Origin of the sequence: Polaromonas sp., from assembly GCF_010365105.1 — a bacterium.
Taxonomy (GTDB): domain Bacteria; phylum Pseudomonadota; class Gammaproteobacteria; order Burkholderiales; family Burkholderiaceae_C; genus Polaromonas.
The window spans coordinates 1-25,730 of the sequence record NZ_JAAFGZ010000007.1; the positions used below are offsets into that span (position 1 = coordinate 1).

Annotated in this window: 26 protein-coding genes; 18 read left to right on the forward strand and 8 right to left on the reverse strand. The window is 61.5% G+C overall.

Features of this window, described 5'->3' with window-relative positions:
• From GZ092_RS05820 to GZ092_RS05870, 11 genes are all read left to right on the forward strand, one after another.
• On the forward strand, positions 1 to 489 hold a 489-nt coding region (locus GZ092_RS05820), incomplete at its 5' end, for a PQQ-binding-like beta-propeller repeat protein (RefSeq protein ID WP_293635263.1).
• 35 nt (positions 490 to 524) lie between these two features.
• Positions 525 to 1,862, forward strand: coding sequence for a ribosome biogenesis GTPase Der (gene der / locus GZ092_RS05825; protein ID WP_293635265.1), 1,338 nt, complete (start codon positions 525 to 527; stop codon positions 1,860 to 1,862).
• A gap of 18 nt (positions 1,863 to 1,880) precedes the next feature.
• Positions 1,881 to 2,189 carry an RNA chaperone Hfq gene (hfq, locus tag GZ092_RS05830; protein WP_293635267.1) on the forward strand — a complete coding sequence of 103 codons (309 nt, stop codon included), beginning with the start codon at positions 1,881 to 1,883 and terminating at the stop codon, positions 2,187 to 2,189.
• A gap of 17 nt (positions 2,190 to 2,206) precedes the next feature.
• Positions 2,207 to 3,358: a GTPase HflX gene (gene hflX / locus GZ092_RS05835; RefSeq protein ID WP_293635269.1), complete on the forward strand. Its 1,152-nt coding sequence runs from the start codon at positions 2,207 to 2,209 to the stop codon at positions 3,356 to 3,358.
• A 64-nt stretch (positions 3,359 to 3,422) separates the two neighbouring features.
• Positions 3,423 to 4,817: an FtsH protease activity modulator HflK gene (gene hflK, locus GZ092_RS05840; protein ID WP_293635271.1), complete on the forward strand. Its 1,395-nt coding sequence runs from the start codon at positions 3,423 to 3,425 to the stop codon at positions 4,815 to 4,817.
• 9 nt (positions 4,818 to 4,826) lie between these two features.
• Complete coding sequence (gene hflC, locus GZ092_RS05845; protein ID WP_293635273.1) at positions 4,827 to 5,732, forward strand: protease modulator HflC; 906 nt, start codon at positions 4,827 to 4,829, stop codon at positions 5,730 to 5,732.
• Between the two features lie 150 nt (positions 5,733 to 5,882).
• On the forward strand, positions 5,883 to 7,052 hold the full coding sequence (locus GZ092_RS05850; RefSeq protein WP_293635275.1) for an ATP phosphoribosyltransferase regulatory subunit: 1,170 nt from the start codon (positions 5,883 to 5,885) through the stop codon (positions 7,050 to 7,052).
• 85 nt (positions 7,053 to 7,137) lie between these two features.
• Entirely contained in the window at positions 7,138 to 8,478 is a 1,341-nt protein-coding gene (locus GZ092_RS05855) for an adenylosuccinate synthase (protein WP_293635277.1), read from the forward strand.
• Between the two features lie 78 nt (positions 8,479 to 8,556).
• Positions 8,557 to 9,081, forward strand: coding sequence for a phosphoribosyltransferase (locus tag GZ092_RS05860; RefSeq protein WP_293635279.1), 525 nt, complete (start codon positions 8,557 to 8,559; stop codon positions 9,079 to 9,081).
• Positions 9,082 to 9,353: 272 nt separating this feature from the next.
• Positions 9,354 to 10,574, forward strand: a complete 1,221-nt coding sequence (locus GZ092_RS05865) for a PLP-dependent transferase (protein ID WP_293635281.1) — start codon at positions 9,354 to 9,356, stop codon at positions 10,572 to 10,574.
• A gap of 26 nt (positions 10,575 to 10,600) precedes the next feature.
• Entirely contained in the window at positions 10,601 to 10,792 is a 192-nt protein-coding gene (locus GZ092_RS05870) for a hypothetical protein (protein WP_293635283.1), read from the forward strand.
• A 122-nt stretch (positions 10,793 to 10,914) separates the two neighbouring features.
• On the opposite strand, the gene mnmH is transcribed toward GZ092_RS05870, so the two are convergent.
• A complete protein-coding gene (mnmH, locus tag GZ092_RS05875; protein WP_293635285.1) occupies positions 10,915 to 11,973 on the reverse strand; it encodes a tRNA 2-selenouridine(34) synthase MnmH in 1,059 nt (352 codons plus the stop codon).
• Positions 11,970 to 12,584: an arylesterase gene (locus GZ092_RS05880; RefSeq protein WP_293635610.1), complete on the reverse strand. Its 615-nt coding sequence runs from the start codon at positions 12,582 to 12,584 to the stop codon at positions 11,970 to 11,972. Before GZ092_RS05880 ends, mnmH begins: the two co-directional genes overlap by 4 nt.
• 124 nt (positions 12,585 to 12,708) lie before the next feature.
• Here GZ092_RS05880 and GZ092_RS05885 point away from each other — a divergent pair, with 124 nt between their 5' ends.
• Both GZ092_RS05885 and rlmB read left to right on the forward strand, forming a co-directional pair.
• Complete coding sequence (locus GZ092_RS05885) at positions 12,709 to 13,425, forward strand: ABC transporter ATP-binding protein (RefSeq protein ID WP_293635612.1); 717 nt, start codon at positions 12,709 to 12,711, stop codon at positions 13,423 to 13,425.
• Between the two features lie 130 nt (positions 13,426 to 13,555).
• Entirely contained in the window at positions 13,556 to 14,308 is a 753-nt protein-coding gene (gene rlmB / locus GZ092_RS05890) for a 23S rRNA (guanosine(2251)-2'-O)-methyltransferase RlmB (RefSeq protein WP_293635287.1), read from the forward strand.
• A 27-nt stretch (positions 14,309 to 14,335) separates the two neighbouring features.
• On the opposite strand, the gene GZ092_RS05895 is transcribed toward rlmB, so the two are convergent.
• Positions 14,336 to 15,223 (reverse strand): LysR family transcriptional regulator, encoded by an 888-nt coding sequence (locus GZ092_RS05895; RefSeq protein WP_293635289.1) that lies wholly within the window; start codon positions 15,221 to 15,223, stop codon positions 14,336 to 14,338.
• Positions 15,224 to 15,321: 98 nt separating this feature from the next.
• On the opposite strand from GZ092_RS05895, the gene GZ092_RS05900 reads away from it, so the two are divergent.
• Genes GZ092_RS05900 through GZ092_RS05910 form a run of 3 tightly spaced genes read left to right on the forward strand, consistent with a single transcriptional unit; the run spans position 15,322 to position 20,260 of the window.
• On the forward strand, positions 15,322 to 16,884 hold the full coding sequence (locus tag GZ092_RS05900; protein ID WP_293635290.1) for an NADH-quinone oxidoreductase subunit L: 1,563 nt from the start codon (positions 15,322 to 15,324) through the stop codon (positions 16,882 to 16,884).
• A complete protein-coding gene (locus tag GZ092_RS05905) occupies positions 16,881 to 19,385 on the forward strand; it encodes a DUF2309 domain-containing protein (RefSeq protein ID WP_293635291.1) in 2,505 nt (834 codons plus the stop codon). Before GZ092_RS05900 ends, GZ092_RS05905 begins: the two co-directional genes overlap by 4 nt.
• Positions 19,386 to 19,396: 11 nt before the next feature.
• Positions 19,397 to 20,260 (forward strand): DUF6671 family protein, encoded by an 864-nt coding sequence (locus tag GZ092_RS05910; RefSeq protein ID WP_293635293.1) that lies wholly within the window; start codon positions 19,397 to 19,399, stop codon positions 20,258 to 20,260.
• A gap of 25 nt (positions 20,261 to 20,285) precedes the next feature.
• Here the strand turns inward: GZ092_RS05910 and GZ092_RS05915 are convergent, their stop codons facing one another.
• The 4 genes from GZ092_RS05915 to GZ092_RS05930 form a co-directional block, all read right to left on the reverse strand.
• Entirely contained in the window at positions 20,286 to 20,870 is a 585-nt protein-coding gene (locus tag GZ092_RS05915; RefSeq protein ID WP_293635295.1) for a chromate transporter, read from the reverse strand.
• Positions 20,867 to 21,442: a chromate transporter gene (locus GZ092_RS05920; protein WP_293635297.1), complete on the reverse strand. Its 576-nt coding sequence runs from the start codon at positions 21,440 to 21,442 to the stop codon at positions 20,867 to 20,869. Before GZ092_RS05920 ends, GZ092_RS05915 begins: the two co-directional genes overlap by 4 nt.
• A gap of 231 nt (positions 21,443 to 21,673) precedes the next feature.
• A complete protein-coding gene (fabG, locus tag GZ092_RS05925) occupies positions 21,674 to 22,417 on the reverse strand; it encodes a 3-oxoacyl-ACP reductase FabG (RefSeq protein WP_293635299.1) in 744 nt (247 codons plus the stop codon).
• 157 nt (positions 22,418 to 22,574) lie between these two features.
• Positions 22,575 to 23,015, reverse strand: coding sequence for a universal stress protein (locus GZ092_RS05930; RefSeq protein WP_293635300.1), 441 nt, complete (start codon positions 23,013 to 23,015; stop codon positions 22,575 to 22,577).
• A 215-nt stretch (positions 23,016 to 23,230) separates the two neighbouring features.
• On the opposite strand from GZ092_RS05930, the gene GZ092_RS05935 reads away from it, so the two are divergent.
• Positions 23,231 to 24,073 carry a universal stress protein gene (locus GZ092_RS05935; protein ID WP_293635302.1) on the forward strand — a complete coding sequence of 281 codons (843 nt, stop codon included), beginning with the start codon at positions 23,231 to 23,233 and terminating at the stop codon, positions 24,071 to 24,073.
• A gap of 54 nt (positions 24,074 to 24,127) precedes the next feature.
• On the opposite strand, the gene GZ092_RS05940 is transcribed toward GZ092_RS05935, so the two are convergent.
• Positions 24,128 to 25,117: a zinc-dependent alcohol dehydrogenase family protein gene (locus GZ092_RS05940; protein ID WP_363254328.1), complete on the reverse strand. Its 990-nt coding sequence runs from the start codon at positions 25,115 to 25,117 to the stop codon at positions 24,128 to 24,130.
• A gap of 135 nt (positions 25,118 to 25,252) precedes the next feature.
• On the opposite strand from GZ092_RS05940, the gene GZ092_RS05945 reads away from it, so the two are divergent.
• Positions 25,253 to 25,723 carry a universal stress protein gene (locus GZ092_RS05945; protein ID WP_293635305.1) on the forward strand — a complete coding sequence of 157 codons (471 nt, stop codon included), beginning with the start codon at positions 25,253 to 25,255 and terminating at the stop codon, positions 25,721 to 25,723.
• Positions 25,724 to 25,730: the final 7 nt, after the last annotated feature.

A 25,730-nucleotide genomic window follows, 5' to 3' on the forward strand; every position in this document is an offset into this window, starting at 1 on the left:
ATTGCCACGCCGCGCGGCATCAATGACATCGAGCGGCTCGTGGACCTGGTCGGCAGCGTCAGCCGGGTCGGTGACAGCGTTTGCGTGAGGGCGTTCCAGTCCAGCATTGGTTGCGTGAACACCACCCGGGGCAATGTGCTCTGGACCCGGCCTGCCAATGGCGTACAGGGTATTCAGGGCGATGACCGGCTGCTGTTCGGCACGGAAGCCGATGGCACCGTGCTGGCCTGGAAACGCAGTGATGGCGAGCGGGTCTGGTCCAGCGAGCGGCTGCGCTACCGGGGACTGACCGCTCCCTTGCTGGCGGGCCGTTCCGTGGTGATCGGCGATGCCACCGGATTCATCCATCTGCTGTCGCGTGAAGACGGCTCACTGCTCAACCGCCTGAGCACCGATGGCTCGCCCATTTCTGCTGCTCCAGTCCTGGCGGGTAACACCCTGGTTGCCGTCACCCGCAACGGCGGCATTTACGGTTTTCAGCCCGAATAACGGCACTCTCGCCAGAAACTGATTTACTCATTTTGATGAAACCTGTCATTGCCCTAGTTGGCCGCCCGAATGTGGGCAAGTCAACCCTTTTTAACCGGCTGACCAAGACGCGGGATGCGATCGTGGCCGACTATGCCGGACTGACGCGTGATCGTCATTACGGCAACGGCAAGCTCGGCCCCCATGAGTACATCGTCATCGACACCGGAGGTTTCGAGCCGGATGCCGTCACCGGCATCTACAAGGAAATGGCCAGGCAGACACGCCAGGCCGTTGCCGAATCCGATGTGGTGATTTTCGTGGTCGATGCGCGTGCCGGCATCAGCGCGCAGGACTACGACATTGCCAAGTATTTGCGCAAGCTCGGAAAACCGACGGTGCTGGCGGCCAACAAGGCCGAGGGCCTGCCCGAAGGCACGCAGGTTTCGGAATTCTTCGAACTCGGGCTGGGTGAAATGCTGGCGGTGTCCGCATCGCACGGGCAGGGCATGAGAATGCTGGTTGACCTGGCACTGGCGCCCCTGAACCTGCCCGATCCGTCGGAATCCATCGAGCAGGAAGACCCTGCAGTCATCAAGCTGGCGGTGGCAGGCCGTCCCAACGTTGGCAAATCAACACTGATCAATACCTGGCTTGGCGAAGAACGCCTGGTGGCCTTTGACCTGCCGGGGACCACCCGCGATGCCATCTCGGTGCCCTTCGAGCATGCCGGACAGCGGTTTGAACTCATCGACACTGCCGGACTGCGACGCAAGGGCAAGGTTTTTGAGGCCATCGAGAAATTCTCCGTCGTCAAGACGCTGCAGGCCATCGAGAACGCCAATGTGGTGCTGCTGCTGCTCGATGCTACCCAGGGTGTAACGGACCAGGATGCACACATTGCCGGGTATATTCTTGAAAGCGGCCGGGCAGTGGTGCTGGCCGTGAACAAATGGGATGCGGTTGATGCCTATCAGCGTGAATTGCTGCAGCGTTCGATTGAAACGCGGCTGGGATTTCTGAAGTTTGCATCCATCCACCATATTTCGGCCATCAAGCGCCAGGGACTGGGGCCTGTCTGGAAATCCATCATTCAGGCGCACGCTTCGGCCAACCGCAAGATGTCCACACCTGTGCTGACCCGTTTGCTTATGGAGGCGGTGCAGTTCCAGCAACCGCAGCGCTCGGGCGTTTTCCGGCCCAAGCTGCGCTACGCCCACCAGGGAGGCATGAATCCGCCCATTGTGATCATTCATGGAAACTCTCTGGACCACGTGACCGAGTCCTACAAGCGCTACCTTGAGGGCCGCATACGCAAGGAGTTTGATCTGGTCGGAACGCCTTTGCGTATTCAGCTGAAAAGCTCGCACAATCCCTTCACGGACAAGGAATAGACCTAATATTACAAGGCCATGGAAACTGCTGTGGTATGGTCAATCCCTTATCAACTTTTGAACACGGAAAATATCGTGAGCAATAATAAAGGCCAGCTTTTGCAGGATCCATTTCTCAACACCTTGCGTCGCGAGCATGTTCCTGTTTCGATCTATCTGGTCAACGGCATCAAGCTTCAGGGCCAGATTGAATCGTTCGACCAGTATGTGGTCCTGCTTCGCAACACCGTCACCCAGATGGTTTATAAGCACGCAATATCAACCATTGTTCCAGGCCGCGCCGTGAATTTTTCGACGGCAGAGTCTGAAGAATCTCCGACTCCCTGAGAAGCCACAACGCACCGGTGAAAACACAAGCACTCGCCCTTCTGGTAGGGGTTGATCTGGGCCTGCCCAACTTTGATACGGATTTGCTGGAACTGGGCCTGCTGGCGCAAACCGCCGGCCTGGAGCCTGTGGCACGCATCACCTGCAAACGCAGGGCACCAGACGCGGCCTTATTCATCGGCTCCGGAAAAGCCGACGAGATCAAGATGCTTGCACTTGACACCGGCGCCACAGAGGTTCTGTTCGACCAGTCGCTCAGCCCGGCGCAGCAGCGAAATCTTGAGCGACATCTCGAAATGCCGGTCAATGACCGAACGCTGCTGATTCTTGAAATCTTCGCACAACGCGCCCGCAGTCACGAAGGCAAGCTTCAGGTGGAGTTGGCCCGCTTGCAGTACGTCTCAACACGGCTGGTCCGCCGCTGGTCGCATCTTGAGCGCCAGACGGGCGGTGCAGGCGTGCGCGGCGGTCCGGGAGAAAAACAGATTGAACTCGACAAGCGCATGATTGGCGATGCCATCAAGCGTACCAAGGAACGCCTGACCAAGGTCAAAAAGCAGCGCCAGACGCAGCGAAAGCAGCGCGAGCGGCGCAATTCATTTTCGGTTTCGTTGGTGGGTTACACCAATGCCGGAAAATCCACGCTGTTCAATGCATTGGTCAAGGCCACGGCTTATACCGCCGATCAGCTTTTTGCAACGCTGGACACCACCACGCGCCAGCTTTACCTGGGCGAGACTGGACGTTTCGCATCGCTGTCGGATACCGTCGGCTTCATTCGCGACTTGCCGCATGGGTTGATTGATGCCTTTGCGGCAACCCTGAAAGAAGCGGTCGATGCGGATCTGCTGCTGCATGTGGTCGATGCCTCCAATCCTGACTACCTTGAGCAGATCGAGCAGGTACAGCGCGTGCTTTCCGAGATCGGTGCCGAGGATGTTCCGCAAATACTCGTATTCAACAAACTCGACGCTATTGAAAAAAGCAGTTGGCCGCTGCACCTGCAGGATAGGTTTGAGCTCAGGGATGCATTTGAAGGCGCCAGCCGGAGTGTCGAGCGTGTATTTGTAAGTGCCAAGACCGGCGAAGGCCTGAACCTTCTGCGCGAATTGCTGGCGATTCAGGGTTCACGCATCCAGTCAGGCCAGAGCCCCCAAACACCCCAATGATATTGCCCTCCCGGGTAGTTTCATTAGGCACAATGTCGGTGTAACAAAAAAGCGAGTTTTTTTCATGAATTTGAATCCCGTGCTGCAAACGCTGACAAACTTTCCGGGTCGGCTTAGACAACGCGCCCAAGGCATATTCAATCTGAATGATCCGCGCTGGGGCCGGGATGAAGACAAGTCAGCATCGGATGGCGCCAAGCCCGACACGCCTCGGGATGACCGCCAGCCGCCCAAGCCGCCAAATCGTCCACAAGGCTCCAATCAGGGTCCGCCCGACCTGGACGAGTTGTGGCGCGACTTCAACCGAAAACTGGGCAACTTGTTTGGCGGCGCAAAGAACGGCGGCAACCGCGATGGTTTTGGCGGTGGAGGCAACAAAGGCGGCGGCAGCTTTCAGCCTGACATGAAAAATGCGGGTATCGGCGTGGGCCTGATTGCCGCCGTGGTGGCGTTGATCTGGCTCGGCACCGGCTTTTTCATCGTTCAGGAAGGTCAGCAAGCGGTCATCACCCAGTTTGGCAAATACCGCTCCACTGTCGGCGCCGGCTTCAACTGGCGTTTGCCCTACCCGATACAACGTCACGAGATCGTCGTGGTCACCCAGATCCGTTCGGTCGATGTGGGGCGTGACACGGTTCTCAAGGCGACCGGCCTGCGCGATTCGGCCATGTTGACCGAAGACGAAAATATCGTCGAGATCAAGTTTGCAGTGCAATACCGCCTGAACGATGCCCGCGCCTATCTGTTTGAAAGCAAGGATCCTGCCGCCGCAGTGGTCCAGGCTGCAGAAACTGCCGTGCGCGAAGTTGTCGGCAAGATGAAAATGGACATGGCGCTTGCTGAAGAGCGTGACCAGATTGGCCCGCGTGTCCGGGTGCTCATGCAGACGATCCTGGACCGTTACAAGGTTGGTGTCGAAGTGGTCGCCATCAATTTGCAGCAAAGCGGTGTGCGTCCCCCCGAACAGGTCCAGGCGGCTTTCGATGATGTGCTGAAGGCTGGTCAGGAGCGTGAACGCGCCAAGAATGAAGCCCAGGCCTACGCCAATGACGTGGTTCCCCGCGCCGTTGGTTCGGCGTCGCGCCTGAAGGAAGAGGCCGATGCCTACAAGGCCCGTATCGTTGCGCAGGCGCAGGGTGACGCGCAGCGTTTCTCCTCGGTCCTGACCGAATACCAGAAAGCCCCGCAGGTTACCCGCGACCGCATGTATACCGATGCCATGCAGCAGGTTTATACCAACGTGACCAAGGTGCTGGTTGAATCCCGTCAGGGATCCAACCTGCTGTACCTGCCACTCGACAAGATCATGCAGATGACCGGAACGGGCGGCACGGCGGCAGGCAGCGATGCGACGTTGCCGCTGTCGACGGTGCCTGCAGCACAAGCCCCGCCTAATGGAGTTCCTTTGGACTCCCGGGCCCGGGATACTTCCCGCACCCGCGAACGTGAAACCCGCTAAGGAAAAAAAGTGAATAGAGTTGGACTCGTCGTTTCTTCATTGCTGGTGCTTCTGGCATTGCTCAGTTCCACGCTGTTCGTGGTGGACCAGCGCCAGTTTGGCGTGGTATATGCCCTTGGACAAATCAAGGAGGTGGTTCTTGAGCCGGGTCTGAATTTCAAGCTTCCGCCTCCGTTTCAGAACGTTTCCTACATCGACAGGCGTTTGCTGACGCTGGACAGCACTGATTCCGAGCCGATGCTGACAGCTGAAAAGCAGCGCGTCGTGATCGACTGGTACGTTCGCTGGCGCATCATCAATCCTTCAGAATACATCCGCAACGTCGGGCTTGATGAAAAGGCCGGTGCCAACCAGTTGAATCGCGTGGTTCGCAATGCGTTCCAGGAAGAAATCAACCGGCGCACCGTAAAGGATCTGCTCTCGCTCAAACGCGAGGCACTGATGGCTGATGTCAAGAAAGAAGTTCTTAGCGTAGTGCGGGGCGCCAAGCCCTGGGGCATTGATGTGATCGACGTTCGGATTACGCGCGTCGACTACGTAGAAGCTATTACCGAGTCGGTCTATCGCCGCATGGAGGCCGAGCGCAAGCGGGTGGCCAACGAATTGCGCTCGACCGGTGCGGCAGAAGGTGAAAAAATTCGCGCTGACGCCGATCGGCAACGCGAGATCACTGTCGCCAACGCCTACCGTGATGCCCAGAAGATCAAGGGCGAGGGTGATGCCGAGGCGGCCAGCACCTTTGCCCAGTCTTTTGGACGGGACCCGCAGTTTGCACAGTTCTATCGCAGCCTGGAAGCCTACAAGGCCAGTTTCAGCAAGAAAAGCGACGTGATGGTGGTCGATCCCTCGTCGGACTTTTTCAAGGCCATGCGCGGAGCCAACAGCGGCAGCGCATCAGGTACTGCTGCCCGTTAAAAACGGTTAGCTTCGGGGCATCCAGGCGATCTGGATGCCCTTCGCCCACAGGCGGTGTTCATCAGAAAAAGGGCGGTCGGCCCTTTTTCTGTTTTTTTGATCCATCCTGTGCCGGTAAAATCCTGTTTTTAACAGCCTACGAAATCCACAATGCCCGCCTGGTCGTCATCTTGGCAATTGCCTGATCAAATTGCCGATGTCCTGCCTTCCGAGGCGCGTCACATCGAAGAACTGCGCCGCCTGTTTCTGGACGCCGCCCGCAGCTACGGCTACGAACTGGTCATGCCGCCGCTGCTGGAACACCTGGAATCGCTGCTGACCGGAACCGGCGAAGCCCTGGGCCTGCAGACCTTCAAGCTGGTCGATCAGCTGTCGGGCCGCACCCTGGGATTGCGCGCCGACACCACGCCCCAGGTCGCGCGCATCGACGCGCACCTGCTCAACCGCAGTGGCGTGGCCCGCCTTTGCTATTGCGGTCCCGTGCTGCATACGCGTGCCGACCGGCCGCATGCCACCCGTGAACCACTGCAATTCGGCGCCGAAATTTATGGCCATGCAGGCCTGGAAGCCGATCTGGAAGCCCAGCGGCTGGCCCTGGACTGCCTGAAGGCCTCCGGCGTCACCGACCTGATGGTGGACATGGCCGACGTGCGCATTGTTTCCAGCCTGCTCGCGGGTTCCAGCCTGGGTGCATCGACGCTTGAGCGCATCCATGCCGCGCTGGCAGCCAAGGACGCAGGCGAACTGGACGCGCTGCTGGCCGGACTCCAGGGCAGCCTGTCGCCAGAGGCCCGTGAAGGCATGAAGGCTCTGCTTCAGCTCTACGGCGACGAGCAAGTCTTGCTCGAGGCTGAAAAAGCCCTCCCGCGCATGCCGGGCGTGCATGAGGCGCTACAAAATTTGAAGTGGCTTGCATCCCATGCACCGGATGTCCGGGTCAGTTTTGACCTGGCCGACCTGCGCGGCTATGCGTACTACACGGGCACGCGGTTTGCCATTTACGGCCAGGGCGCCGAACTTGCGCGCGGTGGCCGTTACGACGAGGTAGGCGCTGTCTTCGGCCGTAACCGGCCGGCTGCGGGTTTCAGCCTTGACCTGAAGGAGCTGGTCAGCGTGCTGCCGCCTCGTCCCTTGAGGGCGGCGATTTGTGCGCCCTGGGGCGACGATGCCACGCTCAATGCCGCCATTGCCCGGCTGCGGGCCGGCGGCGAAACCGTGACGTGCATGCTGCCCGGCCATGAAAATGAAGTCAATGAATTTGACTGTGACCGGGAATTGACGTTGACCGCCGGCCACTGGGTGGTGCAGGCCCGCGCCTGAGACGCATTGATCATCAACAAGCAATGCTGCGCAGGGACTGGCCCGGCGACGGCTTTATCCATTTGATCCTTAACGAGAACTGAAGATGACAAACAAACCAAGCGCAGCCCCCGGACGCAATGTCGTGGTCGTGGGTACCCAGTGGGGTGACGAAGGCAAAGGAAAACTCGTCGACTGGCTGACCGAAATGGCACAGGGCGTGGTGCGTTTCCAGGGCGGCCACAATGCCGGCCACACGCTGGTCATCAATGGTGTCAAGACCGCCCTGCACCTGATTCCGAGCGGCATCATGCGTCCCGGCGTGAAGTGCTATATCGGCAATGGCGTGGTGCTGTCGGCGGCCAAACTGTTCGAGGAGATTGAAGGGCTGGAAAAAGCTGGCGTCGAAGTGCGCTCGCGCCTGCGCATCAGCGAAGCCTGCCCCTTGATTTTGCCGTTCCACGCGGCCATCGACATTGCCCGCGAAGCCTTCCGCGAAAAAGGCGGAACGGAGAAAATCGGCACCACCGGACGCGGCATCGGACCGGCTTACGAAGACAAGATTGCCCGCCGCGCGCTGCGCGTTCAGGACCTGAAATATCCCCAGCGCTTTGCCACCAAGCTGCGCGAATTGCTCGACCTGCATAACTTCGTGCTGACCGGCTATCTGCACGCACCGGCTGTTGACTTCGACACGGTGTACGAGGAAGCCATGCGCCATGCCGAAATGCTCAAACCGATGATGGCCGACGTCTCGCGCGAACTGAATGACGCGCACCAGGCCGGCGCCAACCTGCTGTTCGAGGGCGCGCAGGGCACGCTGCTCGACGTGGACCACGGCACCTATCCTTATGTGACCTCCAGCAATTGCGTCGCCGGCAATGCGTCGGCCGGCGCCGGTGTGGGGCCGGGCATGCTGCACTACATCCTGGGCATCACCAAGGCCTATTGCACCCGCGTGGGCGGCGGGCCGTTCCCGACCGAACTCGACTGGGAAGCCGAAGGCACGCCGGGCTACCACATGAGCACCGTGGGCGCCGAAAAAGGCGTGACCACCGGACGCAGCCGCCGATGCGGCTGGTTTGATGCGGCGCTGCTCAAGCGCTCGGCGCAGGTCAACGGCCTGTCGGGCCTGTGCATCACCAAGCTTGACGTGCTTGATGGCCTGGACGAGTTGAAGCTGTGCACCGGCTACGAGCTTGACGGACAGACCACGGACATTTTGCCGATGGGCGCCGACGACATTGCCCGCTGCGTGCCGATTTACGAAACCCTGCCGGGCTGGAGCCAGAGCAGCGTGGGCGCGACGCAATACGATCAGCTGCCGCCCGCTGCCCAGCGCTACCTGCAGCGGATTGAAGAAGTCACCGGCGTACCGGTGCACATGATCTCGACCAGCCCGGACCGTGACCACACCATCCTGCTGCGCAACCCCTACGCGCTCTGAAGCCTGTAAATTTTAGCCAAACATGCTGCTTGCGCCATGAATACGGGTGCTGGCAGCTATTAAATCAGGAGCAATTTCATGTTGACCGAAGACGGCAAGCATCTCTACGTCAGCTATGACGAATACCACAACCTGATTGAAAAACTGGCCATCAAGATTCATCAGTCCGGGTGGCAGTTCGACACCATCCTGTGCCTGGCGCGGGGCGGCATGCGTCCCGGCGACATCCTGTCGCGCATCTTTGACAAGCCGCTGGCCATCATGTCCACCAGTTCCTACCGCGCCGACGCAGGCACGGTGCAGGGCAAGCTGGACATTGCCCACTACATCACCACGCCCAAGGGCGAAATCGCCGGCAAGGTGCTGCTGGTCGATGACCTGGCCGATTCGGGCCATACCCTGAATGCGGTGATTCAGCAGCTTCGCAACAACTACCAGCCGATTACCGAACTGCGCAGCGCCGTGATCTGGACCAAGGGCGTTTCGACCTTCCAGGCCGACTACTCGGTTGACACGCTGCGCACCAACCCATGGATTCACCAGCCCTTCGAAAGCTACGATGCACTTTCGCCGGAGCAGCTGATGAACAAGTGGAAGGTGTAGTTGCCCCCACGGTCGCTCACAACGCGCAGCTCCCTGCCCTCCGAGGGGGCCACTGCCCTTGCAGGGCGCCACGCCGCCAGAGGCGGCGCATCTGAAGGCTGTCCAAGCACGCGCAGGCGTGCTCGGAGCCGCAGCCTTCAGCCTGCAGCCCGGCAAAGCCAGATCCGCGGCCGCTGCTGAAATGAAGCCGGAGGCCCTGCTCCCACTGCATTACTCTGCGTGGTTGTCGGGAGGGCACTTCGGCTACTTGGGCTTGTCGCTATTATTGGAGCATGAGCGAACTCTCCACCACACTGATTCACCATCCTTACGCGCCGCCAGCAGGCTTCGAGTCGGTTGCCCCTCCGGTACACAAGGCCTCGACGATCCTTTTCCCCTCTGTGGCTGCCCTGCGCAGCCGCGACTGGAAGCACAAGACCGGCTACACCTACGGCCTGCATGGCACGCCGACCACTTTCACGCTGGAAGAACGCATTGCGACGCTGGAAGGCGGCAGGTTCTGCACGCTGGTTCCGAGCGGCCTGGCCGCTGTGGTGCTGGTGGACATGGCCCTGCTGAAGGCCGGTGACGAAGTCCTGATTCCGGACAATGCCTACGGCCCGAACAAGGCCTTCGCGCAGGCCGAACTGGCGTCCTGGGGCATCAGCTGCCAGTTCTACGACGCGATGAACCCGGCCGACCTGGCCGCGCGGCTGAACGGCCGGACGCGCCTGGTCTGGCTGGAGGCGCCCGGATCGATCACGCTGGAGTTTCCCGATATTCCGGCGCTGGTGGCCGCCGTCAAGGCGCACAACGCAACGGGCAATGCGCATCCCCAGGCCGCCATCACGGCACTCGACAACACCTGGGGCGCGGGCCTGGCATTCAATGCCTTCACGCTGGGCGCAGACATCTCGGTGCAGGCACTGACGAAATACCCGAGCGGCGGGGCTGATGTGCTGATGGGCTCGGTGGTGACGAACAGCGAAGCGTTGCACCACCTGGTGCATTTCTGCCATATGCGCGTCGGCTACGGTGTCAGCGGCAATGACGCCGAACTCGTGCTGCGCGGCCTGAACAGCATGACCCTGCGCTATGCCGCGCAGGATGCCGCCACGCGCCAGCTCGCCAGCTGGCTCCAGGGCCAGCCGCCGATTGCCGCCGTGCTGCACCCGGCCTTGACCGATTCGCCAGGCCATGCCGAATGGAAGCGCGATTGCCAGGGCGCGGCCTGCCTGTTCAGCGCTGTCTTCAAGCCAGAATTCACGTCTGCGCAAATCGACCGGTTTTGCGACAGCCTGCAGCTTTTCAGGCTGGGCTACAGCTGGGCCGGCCCGATGAGCCTGTGCGTGCCCTATGACATGCCGGCCCTGCGAGTCGTACGCCCCTGGCCCTACCCAGGCGGTATGGTGCGCTTTTCCGTGGGCCTGGAAGCTGTTGCCGACCTGCAGTCCGACCTGGCCCAGGCGCTGGCCGGCTTGTCCGCATTGCCCGATGGCAATGCATTACAGTAAGGGTTACCTATTCACGAAAGCAAGCTGTGGCAACTCCCAATTACTCCTATGAAAAGCGTCAGAAGGAGCTGGCGAAAAAACGCAAGAAAGAAGACAAGCTCAAGCGCAAGGGCGAAGGCAAGCCGGACGATGGCGATGCATCCAATGACGGGGTGCCGGATCAGGACAACATCAGTGAAGCCCAGATTGGCATACCGCCCGCCGGCTCCCCACCCTGAGCGGTGAATTCAAGAAAATAGCCTTTTGGCGCAACAGGGATGTGCGCAGGACGCTATTGATTTAACAGCGAATTGACAACTGACCCGGCATCACCGCCACTGGTGATGCCGGGTTTTTTGCGTCAAGCCTTGGCCAGCATCGAACCGGCGAGTTCGGTCATGGCCTGCACGCTGTGGTCGCGCGGCGACAATGATTGCGCCGATTCGTACTGGGTGAAATTGCGCTTCATCGACTGCAGGTAGCCTGGATCGTAATGATTGAGCAGCAGTTCGAGCACCACCGAAGCCACGTCGCCGCTGCGCGCGCGTGCCTGCCAGTCCAGCACCGTGGCCTTGCCGCGCGCCTCGGTCAGGGCGCCTAGCCGGTCGCAGAAAAATTCGATGTCGCGGACAAAAAAATCATAGTCTTCCAGCAACAGCGCCACCCGCTCGCGCTCAGGCAGGTCCAGCTGCAGGCAGGGGCTGGTGCGCATAGCAGTAATCAGCCCTTCGGGCACGGCCACATTGCCGACTTTCTTGCTCTCGCTTTCAATATAGACCGGCCGCGCTGCATCAAAGCTGCTCAGTGCCGTCCAGATGCGGCTGTCATAGGCTTTCTGGCTGGGCTGGGCCACGCCCGGGATCAAGCCAAGCACTGAACTGCGGTGGTTCGCCAGCGCTTCCAGGTCAAGCACCTGCGCGCCCTGTGCAGCCAGCGCCTGCAGCAGCCGCGTCTTGCCCGAGCCCGTAGGGCCGCACACCACGCGATAGTGGTGTTGCGCGGCGAGTTGCGGCAGGTCCGCGACCAGCGCCGCCCGGAAGGCCTTGTAGCCGCCGTCAACCAGTGTCACCTTGAAGCCGATCTGGTCCAGAATGAGCGCCAGCGAACCGCTGCGCTTGCCGCCGCGCCAGCAGTAAACCAGCGGCTGCCATTCCCGGGGCTTGTCGAGCACTTCTCGCTGGATGTGCTCGGCGATGTTTTTGGCGACCAGCGCCGCGCCCAGCTTTTTGGCTTCAAACTGGCTGATCTGCTTGTAGCGCGTGCCAACGATCTTTCGCTCATCGTCATGCAGGCTGGGCCAGTTGACAGCGCCGGGAAGGTGGTCTTCGGCGTATTCGCCCTCGGAGCGGGCGTCGATCACGGTGGAAAACTGGCCCAGTCTGGCCAGGGCGTCTTCGGCGGAAATGCGGTCAAGGCTCACGGGATGATTTTCTTCAGTTCTGGCCAGACATTGGCCAGCATTCTGGCTTGCGAAGACTCGTTGGGGTGGATGCGGTCGGCCTGGAAATTGGCAGCGGCATTGTCGCCATCGGCAATACCCTTGAGGAAAAAGGGCACCAGCGCGACTTTTTCTTCCTTGGCAACTTTTGAGAACAGGCCTGAAAAGGTGGCGGCGTAGGCGCTGCCATAGTTGGGCGGCACCTCCATGCCCAACAGCAGCACGCGGGCGCCGGCTTTCTTGGACGCCTGCGTCATGGCGGTCAGGTTCTTCGCGGTCATGTCCAGCGGCAGGCCGCGCAGCGCATCGTTGCCGCCCAGCTCGATCACCACGGTGGCGGGTCGATGCTGCGCCAGCAAGGCCGGCAGGCGCGACCGCCCGCCCGAGGTGGTGTCGCCGCTGATGCTGGCATTGACCACCCGGACGTTCTTGTTGTCGCTGGCCAGCTGCTTTTCAAGCAGTGGGACCCAACCCGTGCCGCGCTTGAGGCCGTATTCGGCGCTCAGCGAGTCGCCGACGATCAGCACGGTCGGCTGCGACCTGGCCTCGGCCGGCGTCTGGGCAAAGGCGGGTACCGCCAGCACGGCGCTCATCAACAGGCTTCCCAAGGACTTGGCGCAGCGGTTTCTCGCTGCCAGGCCAGGCTTGCTACAGTCGGCAGCAATCGATTTAACGTTTTCAAAGAGGGTTGTCATGTTTGAACCTGTGGTTTCCGGGATGGGTGAAGTTGCTTCCAGGCTGTCGGGGTCATTGAAGCCTGCCAGTTCTCCAATTGTTTCCGTTGAGCATGTTTTCAAGTCGGTCACCGACTCGACCGGCACCCTGACCATTTTGCGCGATATTGACTTTTCGCTGAATTCGCGCGAAACCGCCGCCATTGTCGGCGCATCGGGCTCGGGCAAGAGCACGCTGCTGACGATCATTGCCGGGCTCGACACGCCCACGAGTGGAACCGTACGGCTGGCGGGCCAGGACATCTTTGCCATCAGCGAGGACGACCGCGCCGCCCTGCGGGCGCAGAAGGTCGGCTTCGTGTTCCAGAGCTTTCAGCTTATGGCCAACCTGACGGCGCTGGAAAATGTCATGCTGCCGCTCGAACTGTCCGGAATGAAGCACGCCAGGGCGCTGGCAACCGACATGCTCAAGCGGGTCGGCCTGGGTGAGCGGCTTAACCACTATCCCAAGGTGCTGTCGGGCGGCGAGCAGCAGCGGGTGGCGCTGGCGCGGGCCTTTGTCGTCAAGCCGGCGGTGCTGCTGGCCGACGAGCCGACCGGTAGCCTGGACTTTGCCACCGGCGAAACCGTGATGAAGCTGATGTTCGAGCTGAACCAGGAACTCGGCACCACGCTGGTGCTGGTCACGCACGATCCGGCCATTGCCGCGCGCTGTGAGCGGCGCATCACCATCGAGGCAGGCCAGATCGCTGTTTCTTGAGCCAAAAAGGCCCTGGCGCTTGTCTGGCGTACGCTAGGCGCTACGAATAAAATAGCAAGCAGGGCAGCGGAAATTTGGCCCCGGCTGGCCTGCGCGCATCCTTCAAAATCCGAGCAGCGATAATTGCCGGATGTCTTCTTCTCCCCAAAAAGTTCTTTTCGGCTTCCATGCCGTCGGTGTCCGCCTCAAGACTGCTCCCAAGTCGGTTCTTGAAGTTTTTTATGATGTCTCGCGCCGTGATGCCCGCATGCGGCAGTTCACCGACCGCGTTCGCGAAGCCGGCGTTCGCATGGTCGAGTGCGACGGCCTGCGCTTGGCCAAGATGTGCGGTAGCCACGGCCACCAGGGCGTCGTCGCCCGGGTTGATGCGGTCGCCCAGGTCACCTCGCTCGACGAGTTGCTGGAGCAACTGGAAGCTGCAGGCACCGCCCAGCCGCTGCTGCTGGTGCTTGACGGCGTGACCGATCCGCACAACCTGGGCGCCTGTCTGCGGGTGGCTGACGGCGCCGGAGCGCAGGCGGTGATTGCGCCCAAGGACCATGCCGCCGGCATCAATGCTACGGTGTCCAAGGTCGCCAGCGGCGCGGCCGAAACCGTGCCGTATTTCATGGTGACCAACTTGGCGCGTACCCTGGGTGAGTTGAAGGAACGCAACATCTGGTGCATCGGCACCAGCGACGACGCTGAAAAGACGATCTACGACGTGGACCTGACCGGCCCCGTGGCCTTGGTCCTGGGCGCGGAAGGCGAAGGCATGCGCCAGCTGACCCGCAAGACCTGCGACGAGCTGGTTCGCATTCCGATGAATGGCGCGGTGGAAAGCCTGAACGTGTCGGTTGCCAGCGGTGTTTGCCTGTACGAAGCGCTGCGCCAGCGCCTCTGAAAGCCAGCGGTACGGCCAGGCAAGCAGTTAGCCTGAAGTGCTGGACAGCAGCTTTTTCAGCACTGCCGACTGAAATTGCCTCTCGACACTGATGGCATAGAAATTTTCATAAACTTTCGGCACGACGCAGTACTGCTGCAATACACCGCTGCGCAACTCGTCCTGCACCACCACGGCCGGCAGAAGTGCCACGCCGCCCGAATCGCGGGCGAGCAAACGCAGCATCGCCATGTCATCGACTTCCGCAAACACCTTGATCTTGATCTGAAGATGCTCGCAGAGCATGTCGAACTCGGTGCGGATGTCGCTGCTGTGGCCTGGAAGCAGGAGTTTCACATCCGGTAAATCTTCCGGAAAGCGAAACGCACGCGAAGCCGGTCGCGGCTTGCCCACCAGGCAAACCGGCTGGCGCGCGATACGGCGGCAATGCCAGGGCTGTTCGGCATCTGCGCTGACCGGGCGATTGGACAACACGAGGTCGAGCTTGTGTACCGCCAGGCGCGGCAACAATTCGTCCAGGCTGCCCGACTCCAGCACCAGTTGCACATCTTCCATGCCCATGATGGGACGCAGAAAGTTTTCCTGGAAATTGCGCGATACGTTGGCCACGCCACCCACCTTGAGCCGCTGCATTTTCTGTCCCCCGCCAGCGGCCACCGCCGCCACCAGTTCCGTGCCCAGCGCAAAGATGCCGTCGGCATAGCCCAACACCACACGGCCCACTTCTGTCAGCTGCAGGGTCCGGCCCTGGCGCAGGAACAGCGCATGGTCCATCTGCTCTTCGAGCTGGCGGATCTGGGAGGAAAGCGCTGACTGCGACACATGCAACTGCTCGGCGGCATGTGTCAGGTGACCTTCCTTCGCAACCATCCAGAAGTAGTAAAGATGACGGTAATTGAGTCGGGAAAATGGCATGGTTCTGTTTTAAAGAATGATTTGTAGGAATTTATCTATTTTACTTATTGTTGAACTGCGGGCAAAGTCGTGTCATCTCAATCAACAGAGGGGTCTGGATGACCGAATTCAACAATGGCGCACTGCTTTGGTGTGTGCCGCTGGCTTATGTGCTGGCCTGCTTGCCGGTCGCGCTCGGCGCCGGTATTTCACGTTCATGGGCGGTTGCCGAAGGCGCCGCACTTGCTGCGCTCGTGATGGCGCTGGCGGCCATTGCACAGCAGGCATTCAGCAGCGCACTCACCGACAAGCTGGGGCTTGCCATGCTGATGCTGGTCAGCCTGCTGGGCTGGGTGGTGCTCCGCTACTCCCGGCGCTATCTGAACGGCGAAGCAGGGCAAAAGCGCTATCTGCTCGCCATGCTGCTGACTCTGGCATCCATTGGCGTGGTGGTGGTGACCCACAACCTCGGAGTGCTGGTGCTTGCCTGGATCGCCAGCAGTGTTGCGCTGCACTATTTGCTGACCTTTTACCGCGACCGTCCTGCCGCGCTGGTCGTCGCGCATAAAAAATTCATTGCCAGCCGCCTTGCCGAGGTGTGCCTGCTGGCCGCGTTGACGCTGATTTATCTGGAAACCGGCACGCTGGCGTTTCAAGGAATTGCCGACCACGTTCAGTCGGCCAATGCCCTGTCTGCGGCACTCAACACCGCCATGGCGCTGGTGGTGCTGGCGGTGATTCTCAAGTCAGCCCAGTTGCCTGTCCATGGCTGGCTGATTCAGGTGATGGAAGCGCCCACGCCGGTGTCGGCCCTGCTGCATGCGGGCATCGTCAATCTAGGCGGTTTTTTGCTGATTCGCCTGGCCTTGATGCTTTCGGCTTCGCCCACGGCGCAAACCCTGCTGGTCGTCGTTGGCAGCCTGAGTGCGGTGCTGGCCGGCCTGGTGATGATGACGCGCATCAGCATCAAGGTGCGTCTGGCCTGGTCAACCTGCGCGCAAATGGGCTTCATGCTGCTGGAGTGCGGCCTCGGCCTTTATGAACTCGCTTTCCTGCATCTGGTGGCGCATTCGCTCTACAAGGCCTACGCCTTTCTGGCTGCGGGCGAAGCGGTGCTGGACAGCCGCCGCCGTGCGTTTTTTCCGCCAGAAACCCGGCGTTCGTCTGCTGCCAGCGTGGTGATGCGTCTTCTTTGCGTCCCGTTGGCCATTGGGCTACTGGCTGGCAGTGTTGCGGTTTGGCAAATGGGCCTGCCTGGCCTGACGATTTCACCTGTGGCCGTCTTGATCGTCGGGCTGGGACTGGCTCCCTTGTTGTGGCGCGCCGATGGGTGGGGTATCGGCACCGTGCGCGGCGTCATCGCCATCCTGGTGCTGGGGCAGTTCTACATCGCCGGGCATCTTGTTTTTGGCGCTCTGGTAGAGACGCCTGCTGCTACTGCATCGTTGCCATTGACCCTCTGGGCCGGCGGCTGCCTTGCATTGCTTTATCTGCTGCAAGTGTGGTTGCTCGCCTTCCCGCGCGGTCAGTTTGCCAAGGCCTTTTATCCATGGGCTTATGCCGGTTTTTACCTTGACGAGCGTTTCACGCGGCTGACGTTCCGTATCTGGCCGATATCGCTGCCCGCAGTCTCGCTGCGGTCCCCTCATCCAATTGCTGCCCTGCTGAGCGAAAAATCATGAACGCTGTTTCCTCCTTGCTCCCTCCGGTCAAGTCCTCCATTGATTTGGCTGTCAATTTGGCCATCGATGCGGCCTGCCGCCTGATCGCGCCCACCTGGCCTTTGGACCGTTTCATTGCGGTCAATCCCTACTGGGGATGGGTCGACCGTCCGATTGAAAAGGCGGCCGCGCAGCTGGAACAGCTCGGCGGCAGCCGCATGTACATGCCACAGGCGTTTTATCGCAATGCGTGGAATACGCAGGCTTTCCAGTCCGGGCACCTGGCGCAGGCAATGGCAGAGGCGGGGGTGCCGGTGAACCCAACGGAAGTGATCGCCACGCTGGATGGTGCGCAGGCGACGTCCATTGCGCTGCCCTTGCTGTCCGACCTGCTCGACGCACAACGCCAATTGGCACGCGAGCCTGCCTGGCGTTCAACCATCACGCACCAGATCAGCCAGTTCTGTGCCGCCTACTTTGATGCCGAGCAGGCCGACTGGCATCCTGCGCAGAGCCGTGGGCTGTATGACGGGTGGCGCCATTCGATAGCGCATGACCATGGCATCACGTTGCTGATGAAGGCGCCTGACGTGCTGCAACGTTCACAAGCGCTGCCTGCTGATGCGCAGCAGGCGATCACGTTTGTACTCGACAAACTGGGCGTTTCTGCTGATGGCCTGAGCGACTTCCTGTGCGCTGTTTTGCATCGAATCAACGGATGGGCGTCCTGGTGCGCCTACCTGCGCTGGCAAGCGCGCCTTGAAGGCGGCGACGACACCCAAATCGTCGAGCTGCTGGCGATTCGGCTTTCATGGGAATATTTGCTGGACGATGGCCTGCGCGGTGAAAAATCTCTCTGGATGCGCTGGCAGCGCGCTTTGAACAGGCCGGGCATTGCCAGCAAAAACAACAGCACTGACAGCGCACCAGACCACAGCGCGTTGCTGCATCGCGCGCTGGAAATTGCGTACCAAAAGCCGCTGGCCGCCGCGTTGGCGCAGCCTTGCGCCGCGTCAACCGGGCGCACTTGGGCAGTTCAGGCGGTGTTTTGCATCGATGTGCGTTCCGAAGTTTTCCGGCGTGCGCTGGAAAGCGTATCACCCGACTTGCAGACCATGGGTTTTGCCGGCTTTTTTGGCCTGCCCATTTCTTATACGCCGCTGGGAACGACGGCTACGCGCCCTCAGCTGCCAGGGTTGCTGGCTCCCACGCTGTGCGTGACCGAAACGTGCGGCAGCGACGGCCAGGACGCAGCGATGGTCAAGGCCAGGCAGACAGGTTTTGCCGCCAAACAAGGGTGGCAGCCTTTTCAGCGCCTGCCGGGCTCGGCCTTCACGCTGGTGGAGTCGATAGGGCTGGGCTACCTGGGCAAGCTGCTCAAGCGCAGCCTGCCCTCCAGCCGCGCAGCGCCGGCTGCCGATCATGATGGCCTGGGCTCGCGCTACGAGGCGCGACCAGCGTTGGTGGCGCGCGCTGATGACACGCTCGCGCAGCGTGTTTCTCTGGCCGAAGGGGTGCTGAAAGCGATGGGCCTTCGCTCCGGCTTTGCGCGCATCGTGCTGCTCGCAGGCCATGGCAGCCAAAGCGCCAACAACCCGCATGCAGCTGGCCTGGACTGCGGCGCCTGCTGCGGCCAGACGGGTGAAGTCAATGCCCGCGCTTTGGCGGCGCTGCTGAACGATGCGGCGCTGCGGCAGGCCCTGGCCGAACGCCATCTGGTGGTTCCCGACACCACGCATTTTCTGGCCGGGCTGCACAACACCACCACCGATGAGATGCAGCTTTTTGATGTCGATCTCGTTCCTGCAAGCCATGCGCAAGACCTGACGCGCCTGCGCCAGACCTTGCAGGCGGCTGGAGCAAAAACACGTGCCGAGCGCGCGCCTTTGCTCGGTCTGGGGGGGCTTTGCGCCAGGCCTGAAGCCTTGCTGCAGAGCGTGAAAAAAAGGGCCAATGACTGGGCGCAAACGCGCCCCGAATGGGGGCTGGCCAACAATGCCGCCTTCATCGTCGCGCCACGATCGCGCACCCAGGCCCTCAACCTGGCCGGCCGGTCCTTCCTGCACGACTACGACTGGCAGGGCGATGCCGACGGCAGCATTCTTGAACTCATCATGACCGCACCCATGGTGGTGACGCACTGGATCAACATGCAGTACTTTGCCTCCACGGTGGACAACGCGCGTTATGGCAGCGGCAACAAGGTGCTGCACAACGTGGTCGGCGGCCGTATTGGCGTGTTTGAAGGCAATGGGGGCGACTTGCGCATTGGCCTGCCTCTGCAATCGCTGCATGACGGCGAGAAATGGATGCACACGCCATTGCGCCTGTCGGTCTTTATTGAAGCACCGCGAGCCGGCATTGAAGTGGTCATGAACAAGCATGAAACGGTACGCCAGCTGGTGGACAACCGCTGGCTTTATCTTTTTCGCATTGACCCGGAATCGAGTGCCGTTGAGGCCTGGCTTGACAGCCGCTGGCAAACCTGGGTGGCGGCTCCGGATGCTGCACCCGCCTCTTGAAGGGGCAGGCAATGCATGAATTTACAGATGCTCGCAGCATGTACCAGGGCCGACATGCTGTTTTGCTGACCCAGCACGGCAAGGAAGCCATCATCGGGCCTGTCTTACAGGCGGCAATCGGCTGCCATGTCAACCTTGTCGGGGGTTTTGATACCGATCAACTTGGCACTTTCACACGCGATATTCCCCGCACCGGCTCGCAACGGGAGACTGCCATAAAAAAAGCGCGGATCGGCATGCGTCTGGCCGATTCGCGCCTCGGTTTGGCAAGCGAAGGCGCTTTTGTTGCCGACCCTTACACCGGTCTGATGCCCTGGAATGTCGAGCTGGTCGTTTTCATCGACGATGACAAGGGACTGGAACTGACGGGTATGGCACAGGGGCCAGCAAAAAGTGGACATCGCGCGGTGAACAACTGGAAAGAAGTGGTGACTTTTGCCGAAGAGGCTGAATTTCCGTCCCATCACCTCGTTCTCATGCCAAACGACGAACACGATTCGCGTAGTTGCAAAGGCATCAGCGACTGGACTGCGCTGCAAAAAGCCTACGACCATGCCGTCAGCCTGTCGAGCAAAGGCGTTGTCGTTGTTGAAAACGACCTGCGCGCGTATTGCAATCCGACGCGCCAGAAGATCATTGCTTCCGCAACAGACAATCTGGCGCAAAAGCTCGGTTCATCCTGCCCGGTTTGCGCAGCGCCAGGTTACTGGATGACCCGGACGGTCACCGGTCTGCCATGCGCCATCTGTGCGCGCGCCACCCGACAGCCTTTGGCCGATACCTGGTCTTGTTGGCATTGCGGCCATGGTGAAGAAAAACGCCGGCCCAATGTACGGTATGCCGATCCTTCCCAATGCGACAGGTGCAATCCCTGACCAGGACGGCTGCTGGGTTTTGACATTAAATCCAGCCGTACCAGCCCAGCAGGGCGCCCGCACCCAGCAGCCAGAGCAGGTGCGTCCTGGTGCGCCAGACAATCACGGCGGTGACGACCGTCACCAGCCACACCGGCCAGTCTGTCAGTGAACTGCCATTGGCGCTCGCCAGAATCCATCCGGTGGCAATGAGCAGTGCCACGACGATGGGCGCCATGCCCTGCTTGAAGGCGCGCACAGCCGGCAAATCGCGGTTTCGCTGTCCCCATTGGGCGGCTGCGTAGGTGAGTACCGTGCTGGGAATCAGGATGCCTGCCAGCGCCAGCACAACGCCGAGCAGGCCCGTCAACATGCCGCCGGCATTCAGGCCGACATTCCAGCCGAGCAGGGCGACAAACAGCACGTTCGGGCCGGGTGCGGCCTGGGCGATGGCAATCGAGGCATTGAACTGTGCGTCGGTGAGCCAGTGCTGCTGGTCAACCAGAAAGCGGTGCATGTCGGGTGCGGTGGTGATGGCGCCACCCACCGACAGCAAGGACAGCGTCAGGTAATGCAAAAAAAGGTTGATCCAGTCGTGCAGACCGAACACCAGGGTGAGCGGTTCAGTCATCGCTTGAGCTTTTGATAGGCCAGGGTGCAGGCCACGCTGCCCAGGCCGAACAGCACATAAAACAAGGGCCAGCGCAGCAGCGCGATGGCCACAAAGCACATCACGCCAAAAGCGATGCACAGACGCAGGCCAAGCACATTTTTCAGCAGTGCGCCAAACAGTTTCAGGCCGGTCGCCGCAATCAGCCCGGCCGCCACGGCGCCCATGCCGCGCAGCGCGCCAGCCACGCCGGGATGGTCGGCAAACTGGGCATAGGCCAGGGCCAGCAGCAACACCAAAATCAGCGGCACGGTCAGCATGCCGGCCAGCGCCGCCATGGCGCCCTTCAGGCCAAAGTATCGCCCGCCAATCATCAAGGAAAGGTTCACCACATTGGGCCCCGGCATGATTTGCGCCACCGCCCAGTCTTCGATGAATTCCTCGCGCGTCATCCAGCGCTTTTTCTCGACCAGTTCGCGTTGCACCACGGCCAGCACGCCGCCGAAACCCTGCAGCGCCAGCAAGGTGAAGGAAACGAACAGGTCGCTCAAGGATCGGGGTTGCGGATGGTCTTGTACCGGCAGGGAAGGCATGCAGGAATTATCGCTGCTGGCCTGGAAAACCAGGGCGGGGTGGCGTGAGCTGAAGGGGTACTGCAAAAATCAAAAATGATAGCTGCTTATGCCCGTCCAGCAAGCGCAAAAGGCCTAAAATAACAGAAAAAATTGGCTGGACGAGCCATACGGGGCTTGCCGACCACGCCATTCACGACATCACCCATCGCGCCTTGTGGCAGGCAGCCAATCAGTTTGTCCGGGCTGGCGTCAAACCGTCATGCCGCCCGACACTTCAATCACCGCACCATTGACATAGCTGGCCTCGTCGCTGGCCAGGAAGGCATACACGTTGGCGATTTCTTCCGGCTGGCCCAGCCGCTTGAGCGGTACGCGGGTTTCCATTTCCTTCAGCACGTTGTCGGGAATGGTGGCAAGAATCGGCGTGGCAATGAAGCCGGGTGCCACGGCGTTCACGCGAATCCCCTTGGGGCCAAGTTCGCGGCTCCAGGTTTTGGTGAAGCCGATGACGCCAAACTTGGTGGCCGCGTAGTTGGTCTGGCCAAAGTTGCCGTAGATGCCGACCACCGAACTGGCATTGAGAATCACACCCTGGCCCTGCGCAACCATGGTGTCCGCGACCGCTTGCGCGCAATGAAACACACCGCGCAGGTTGACGTCGATGACGCGGTCGAACTGCTCCAGCGTCATCTTGACCAGCCGCGCGTCCTGCGTGATGCCGGCGTTGTTGACCAGTACGTCGATGCGGCCGAACTGCGCCTTGACCTTGGCAACGACTGCATCGACCACGTCGCGCTGGGTCACGTCCATGACATGGCCCACGGCCTGTGCGCCCAGCGCCTTGCACTGGCTGACCGCCTCGTCAATCGCGGCCGGGTGAATGTCGCAGAGGATGACAATGGCGCCTTCGCTGGCAAACTTGAGCGCGGTGGCCAGGCCGATACCCTGCGCTGCGCCGGTGATGAGGCTGACCTTGTTCTGGAGTCTTGGCATGAAGATTTTTTCTGGGTTACTGATGGGAAGGTGGAGGGCGCCAGCCGATGGGCCGGTGCGGGCGGATTCATTCGTCTATCGTAGCCGCGCGCCAGTGGCCTGGTCTGTCCGCCAGGTGGCTGTTTTCCTGTCGCAAGCTGTGGGGCCGCCGTTCGCCTCAGCGAACCACCAGCACGGGCAGGGGCGACAGCCGCAGGATCTGCTCGGCGCCGCTGCCCAGCAGCATCCGCCCCAAGCCGCGCCGTCCGTGGGTGCCGACCACCACCAGGTCGGCATTCCATTCCCCTGCGGCTTCGGCGACCACTTCGGCCAGCCGTTCGCCTGGCTTGTCGTACAGCCGGCTGTCGGCTTCGCTGCCGGCCGACCGTGCAATCGCCATGGCATCGTCGAGCACCTTGGTGCCGGCTTCCCGCATCGCCAAAGCCAGCTCACCCGAATAGCTGCCGAATTGCTCGTAGCCGGTCACGAATTCAAGTTGTTCCATCACGTGGATAAGCCGCACCCGGCCGCCCGATTCCCTGGCTATCTGCAGCGCGGTGACCAGCGCCTTGTTGGAACTCTCACTTCCATCGACCGGGACAAGTATTCGCTGGTACATGGGCTGCTCCTTGTTCAAACTGGGAAGGTCATTGTGGCCCGTCTGAGCCCTGCCGGGTTGACGTGCATCAAGCGGCCGGCAGCAAAGGCCGGTTGCCAAAAGACTTGCCGGCAGTTGCCAGGCGCCAGCAATAGTCGCCGCTTGATCTGGGTCAAGCCGCAGTGGCTTGCCAGCCTGTAGGGTTGCAGCATCACCACTTCCTGAAGGAGCCCGCCATGAACGGATCACTTGCACAACTGCTGGTACACATGGACGCCTTGCCGCGGGCGCAGCAGCGCGTGGAGGCCGCCAGGCAACTCGGACAGGCGCAAGGCGCTGCAGTGACGGCGCTGTACGCGGTGATGTCAAGTTTCGTGGAGTTGCCTTTCGCGCCGGAAATTGGCCCCGGCATCGCTGCCTCCCTGCACGACATAGACGACCAGCAGCGGCGGCTGGCGCGCAGCGCCTTCGACCAGACGCTGGCAACGCCCGGAATGGCCGTTGACTGGGCCGAGGTCCACAACGATCCGATGATGGCGGCGTTTGCGCAGCAGGCTTTGTATGCCGATCTGATGGTGCTGGGCCAGCATGACCCGTCCTCCGCTTCATCGTCCGGCGTGCCGTCCGATTTTGCCGAGTACGTGATGGTCATGAGCGGCAAGCCGGCCCTGATCCTGCCGTACGCCGGCAGGTTGCCCGCCGTGATTGGCGACACTGTGGTGATTGCCTGGAAACCGTCGCGAGAAGCGGCCCGCGCCGTGAGCGCGGCCATGCCATTGCTCAAGCGCGCGCGGCGCGTCGTCATCCTGTCGTGGTCCGGCGACGATGAAAAGGTGGCGGGCAAGCGGCTCGACCTGCGTGGCTACCTCCGGTTGAACGGCGTCCAGGCAGATTGGCAGGAACAGGGAAGCGAGCCGTCGGCGCTGGGCGAGTTGCTGCTTTCGCGTTCCTTCGACATCGGTGCCGACCTGCTGGTGATGGGCTGCTACGGCCACAGCCGGGCGCGCGAGTGGGTGCTGGGCGGCACCTCGCGCACCGTGCTGGAATCGATGACGCTGCCGGTCCTGATGGCGCACTGATTTCAGGGCCTGGCCCTTTTCACCGCACAGTGGGCAGGTGCGTTGGTCCCGTGTTCAGGGAACCAGCACCGCCGCCCCGTTGACCCGGCTGTCGCGCAAGGCCTGCACGGCCGTGTTGGCATCCTGCAGCGCAAAGGCCTGTACGTGAGTTTGCACCGGATGCTCATCGATCAGGGCGAAAAAGGCATCGCCGTCCTCGCGCGTGAGGTTGGCCACCGACTTCAGGACACGCTCGCCCCAGAGCAGCCGGTATTCAAAGGACGGGATCGGGCTCATGTGAATGCCGGCGCAGACCACCGTTGCGCCCTTTCGGGTCGCCGCCAGGGCTGCCGGCACCAGGGCGCCGACCGGCGCGAAGATCAGTGCCGCGTCCAGCGGCGCGGGCGGCATTTCGTCCGAGCCGCCGACCCAGGCCGCGCCCAGGCTGCGGGCAAAACGCTGCCCGGTCGCGTCGCCTGGCTGGGTGAAGGCATGGACCTGCTGCTGCTGGCTGACGGCGATCTGGCAGACGATGTGCGCGGCGGCACCGAAGCCGTACAGGCCGAGCCGGCGCGGCACAGCTTCGCCCGCGAGGCGCCAGGCGCGAAAGCCGATCAGGCCGGCGCACAGCAGGGGCGCCGCATGGCAGTCGTCATAGCGCTCGGGCAGGGCGAAGCAGAAGCGCTCGTCGGCGGCGGCGTATTCGGCAAAGCCGCCGTCGCGGTCATAGCCGGTGAACACCGGAAAGTCGCAGAGGTTTTCGCGCTGCATGGCGCAAAACGCGCAGCCGCCGCAGGTGCCGCCCAGCCACGGAATGCCCACGCGCTGGCCGACGGCAAAGCGTCTGGCCTGCGCGCCCCGGGCGATGATTTGCCCGACCACCTCATGGCCGGGCACCACGCCGGGGCGGTGCGGCGGCAGGTCGCCGTCGATGATGTGCAGGTCGGTGCGGCACACACCGCAGGCCAGAACGCGCACCACCACGTCATGTTTCCCCGCCTGCGGCGCCGGTTTGAAACCGCCCAGCAGCCTGCGCCCTGAAGGGTCTGCGGTCATCGCGAACATGGTGGTCGGCAACATGGACTCATGGTACGCAAGGGGCCGCCGGCGCGTGAAGATTTCAGCTTTCTTCTTGACCTTGCGCAAATGCCATCGGGCAAAAAGCCGAAAAGATGGATTTTTCAATGCAGGAGCCACCTCATGCCCAGTTTTCACCAGATCCTTGTAGCGGTCGATGGCAGTTCCACGTCGGAAAAGGCGCTCGATGAAGCGATTCGCCTGGCCCGGCTGAACGGCGCCCGCCTGCGGCTGCTGCATGTGGTCGATGAACTTGGCTATGTCAATGGGTTCGAATCGGCGGCTAACTACCTGAACGAAATCATCCCGCTGATGCGCGTGGCCGGGGAAAAGTTGCTGGCGCACTACCTGAAGAAAGCCACGGACCAGGGCGTCGAGGCGGACAGCGTGCTGATCGACGAAGGCCCGGGGCGCATTTGCGACCATGTGGCCGCGCAGGCCATGCGGGCCAAGGCTGACCTGATCGTCGTCGGTTCCCATGGCCGGCATGGCGTCGGCCGTATTTTGCTGGGCAGCGATGCCGAGCAGATCGTGCGGCACGCGCCGGTCCCCGTGCTGGTGGTTCGCGCGCCTGAGCAAGGCGTCACGCCTTAGGGCCGCC

What these genes read in the sequence shown, in the direction of transcription:
- der (WP_293635265.1), top strand. Translation starts at nt 525, where the DNA reads ATGAAACCTGTCATTGCCCTAGTTGGCCGCCCGAATGTGGGCAAGTCA.
- hfq (WP_293635267.1), top strand. Translation starts at nt 1,881, where the DNA reads ATGGAAACTGCTGTGGTATGGTCAATCCCTTATCAACTTTTGAACACG.
- hflK (WP_293635271.1), top strand. Translation starts at nt 3,423, where the DNA reads ATGAATTTGAATCCCGTGCTGCAAACGCTGACAAACTTTCCGGGTCGG.
- GZ092_RS05850 (WP_293635275.1), top strand. Translation starts at nt 5,883, where the DNA reads ATGCCCGCCTGGTCGTCATCTTGGCAATTGCCTGATCAAATTGCCGAT.
- GZ092_RS05855 (WP_293635277.1), top strand. Translation starts at nt 7,138, where the DNA reads ATGACAAACAAACCAAGCGCAGCCCCCGGACGCAATGTCGTGGTCGTG.
- GZ092_RS05860 (WP_293635279.1), top strand. Translation starts at nt 8,557, where the DNA reads ATGTTGACCGAAGACGGCAAGCATCTCTACGTCAGCTATGACGAATAC.
- GZ092_RS05865 (WP_293635281.1), top strand. Translation starts at nt 9,354, where the DNA reads ATGAGCGAACTCTCCACCACACTGATTCACCATCCTTACGCGCCGCCA.
- GZ092_RS05880 (WP_293635610.1), bottom strand. Translation starts at nt 12,584, where the DNA reads ATGAGCGCCGTGCTGGCGGTACCCGCCTTTGCCCAGACGCCGGCCGAG.
- GZ092_RS05885 (WP_293635612.1), top strand. Translation starts at nt 12,709, where the DNA reads ATGGGTGAAGTTGCTTCCAGGCTGTCGGGGTCATTGAAGCCTGCCAGT.
- rlmB (WP_293635287.1), top strand. Translation starts at nt 13,556, where the DNA reads ATGTCTTCTTCTCCCCAAAAAGTTCTTTTCGGCTTCCATGCCGTCGGT.
- GZ092_RS05895 (WP_293635289.1), bottom strand. Translation starts at nt 15,223, where the DNA reads ATGCCATTTTCCCGACTCAATTACCGTCATCTTTACTACTTCTGGATG.
- GZ092_RS05900 (WP_293635290.1), top strand. Translation starts at nt 15,322, where the DNA reads ATGACCGAATTCAACAATGGCGCACTGCTTTGGTGTGTGCCGCTGGCT.
- GZ092_RS05905 (WP_293635291.1), top strand. Translation starts at nt 16,881, where the DNA reads ATGAACGCTGTTTCCTCCTTGCTCCCTCCGGTCAAGTCCTCCATTGAT.
- GZ092_RS05910 (WP_293635293.1), top strand. Translation starts at nt 19,397, where the DNA reads ATGCATGAATTTACAGATGCTCGCAGCATGTACCAGGGCCGACATGCT.
- GZ092_RS05915 (WP_293635295.1), bottom strand. Translation starts at nt 20,870, where the DNA reads ATGACTGAACCGCTCACCCTGGTGTTCGGTCTGCACGACTGGATCAAC.
- GZ092_RS05920 (WP_293635297.1), bottom strand. Translation starts at nt 21,442, where the DNA reads ATGCCTTCCCTGCCGGTACAAGACCATCCGCAACCCCGATCCTTGAGC.
- fabG (WP_293635299.1), bottom strand. Translation starts at nt 22,417, where the DNA reads ATGCCAAGACTCCAGAACAAGGTCAGCCTCATCACCGGCGCAGCGCAG.
- GZ092_RS05930 (WP_293635300.1), bottom strand. Translation starts at nt 23,015, where the DNA reads ATGTACCAGCGAATACTTGTCCCGGTCGATGGAAGTGAGAGTTCCAAC.
- GZ092_RS05935 (WP_293635302.1), top strand. Translation starts at nt 23,231, where the DNA reads ATGAACGGATCACTTGCACAACTGCTGGTACACATGGACGCCTTGCCG.
- GZ092_RS05940 (WP_363254328.1), bottom strand. Translation starts at nt 25,117, where the DNA reads ATGTTCGCGATGACCGCAGACCCTTCAGGGCGCAGGCTGCTGGGCGGT.
- GZ092_RS05945 (WP_293635305.1), top strand. Translation starts at nt 25,253, where the DNA reads ATGCCCAGTTTTCACCAGATCCTTGTAGCGGTCGATGGCAGTTCCACG.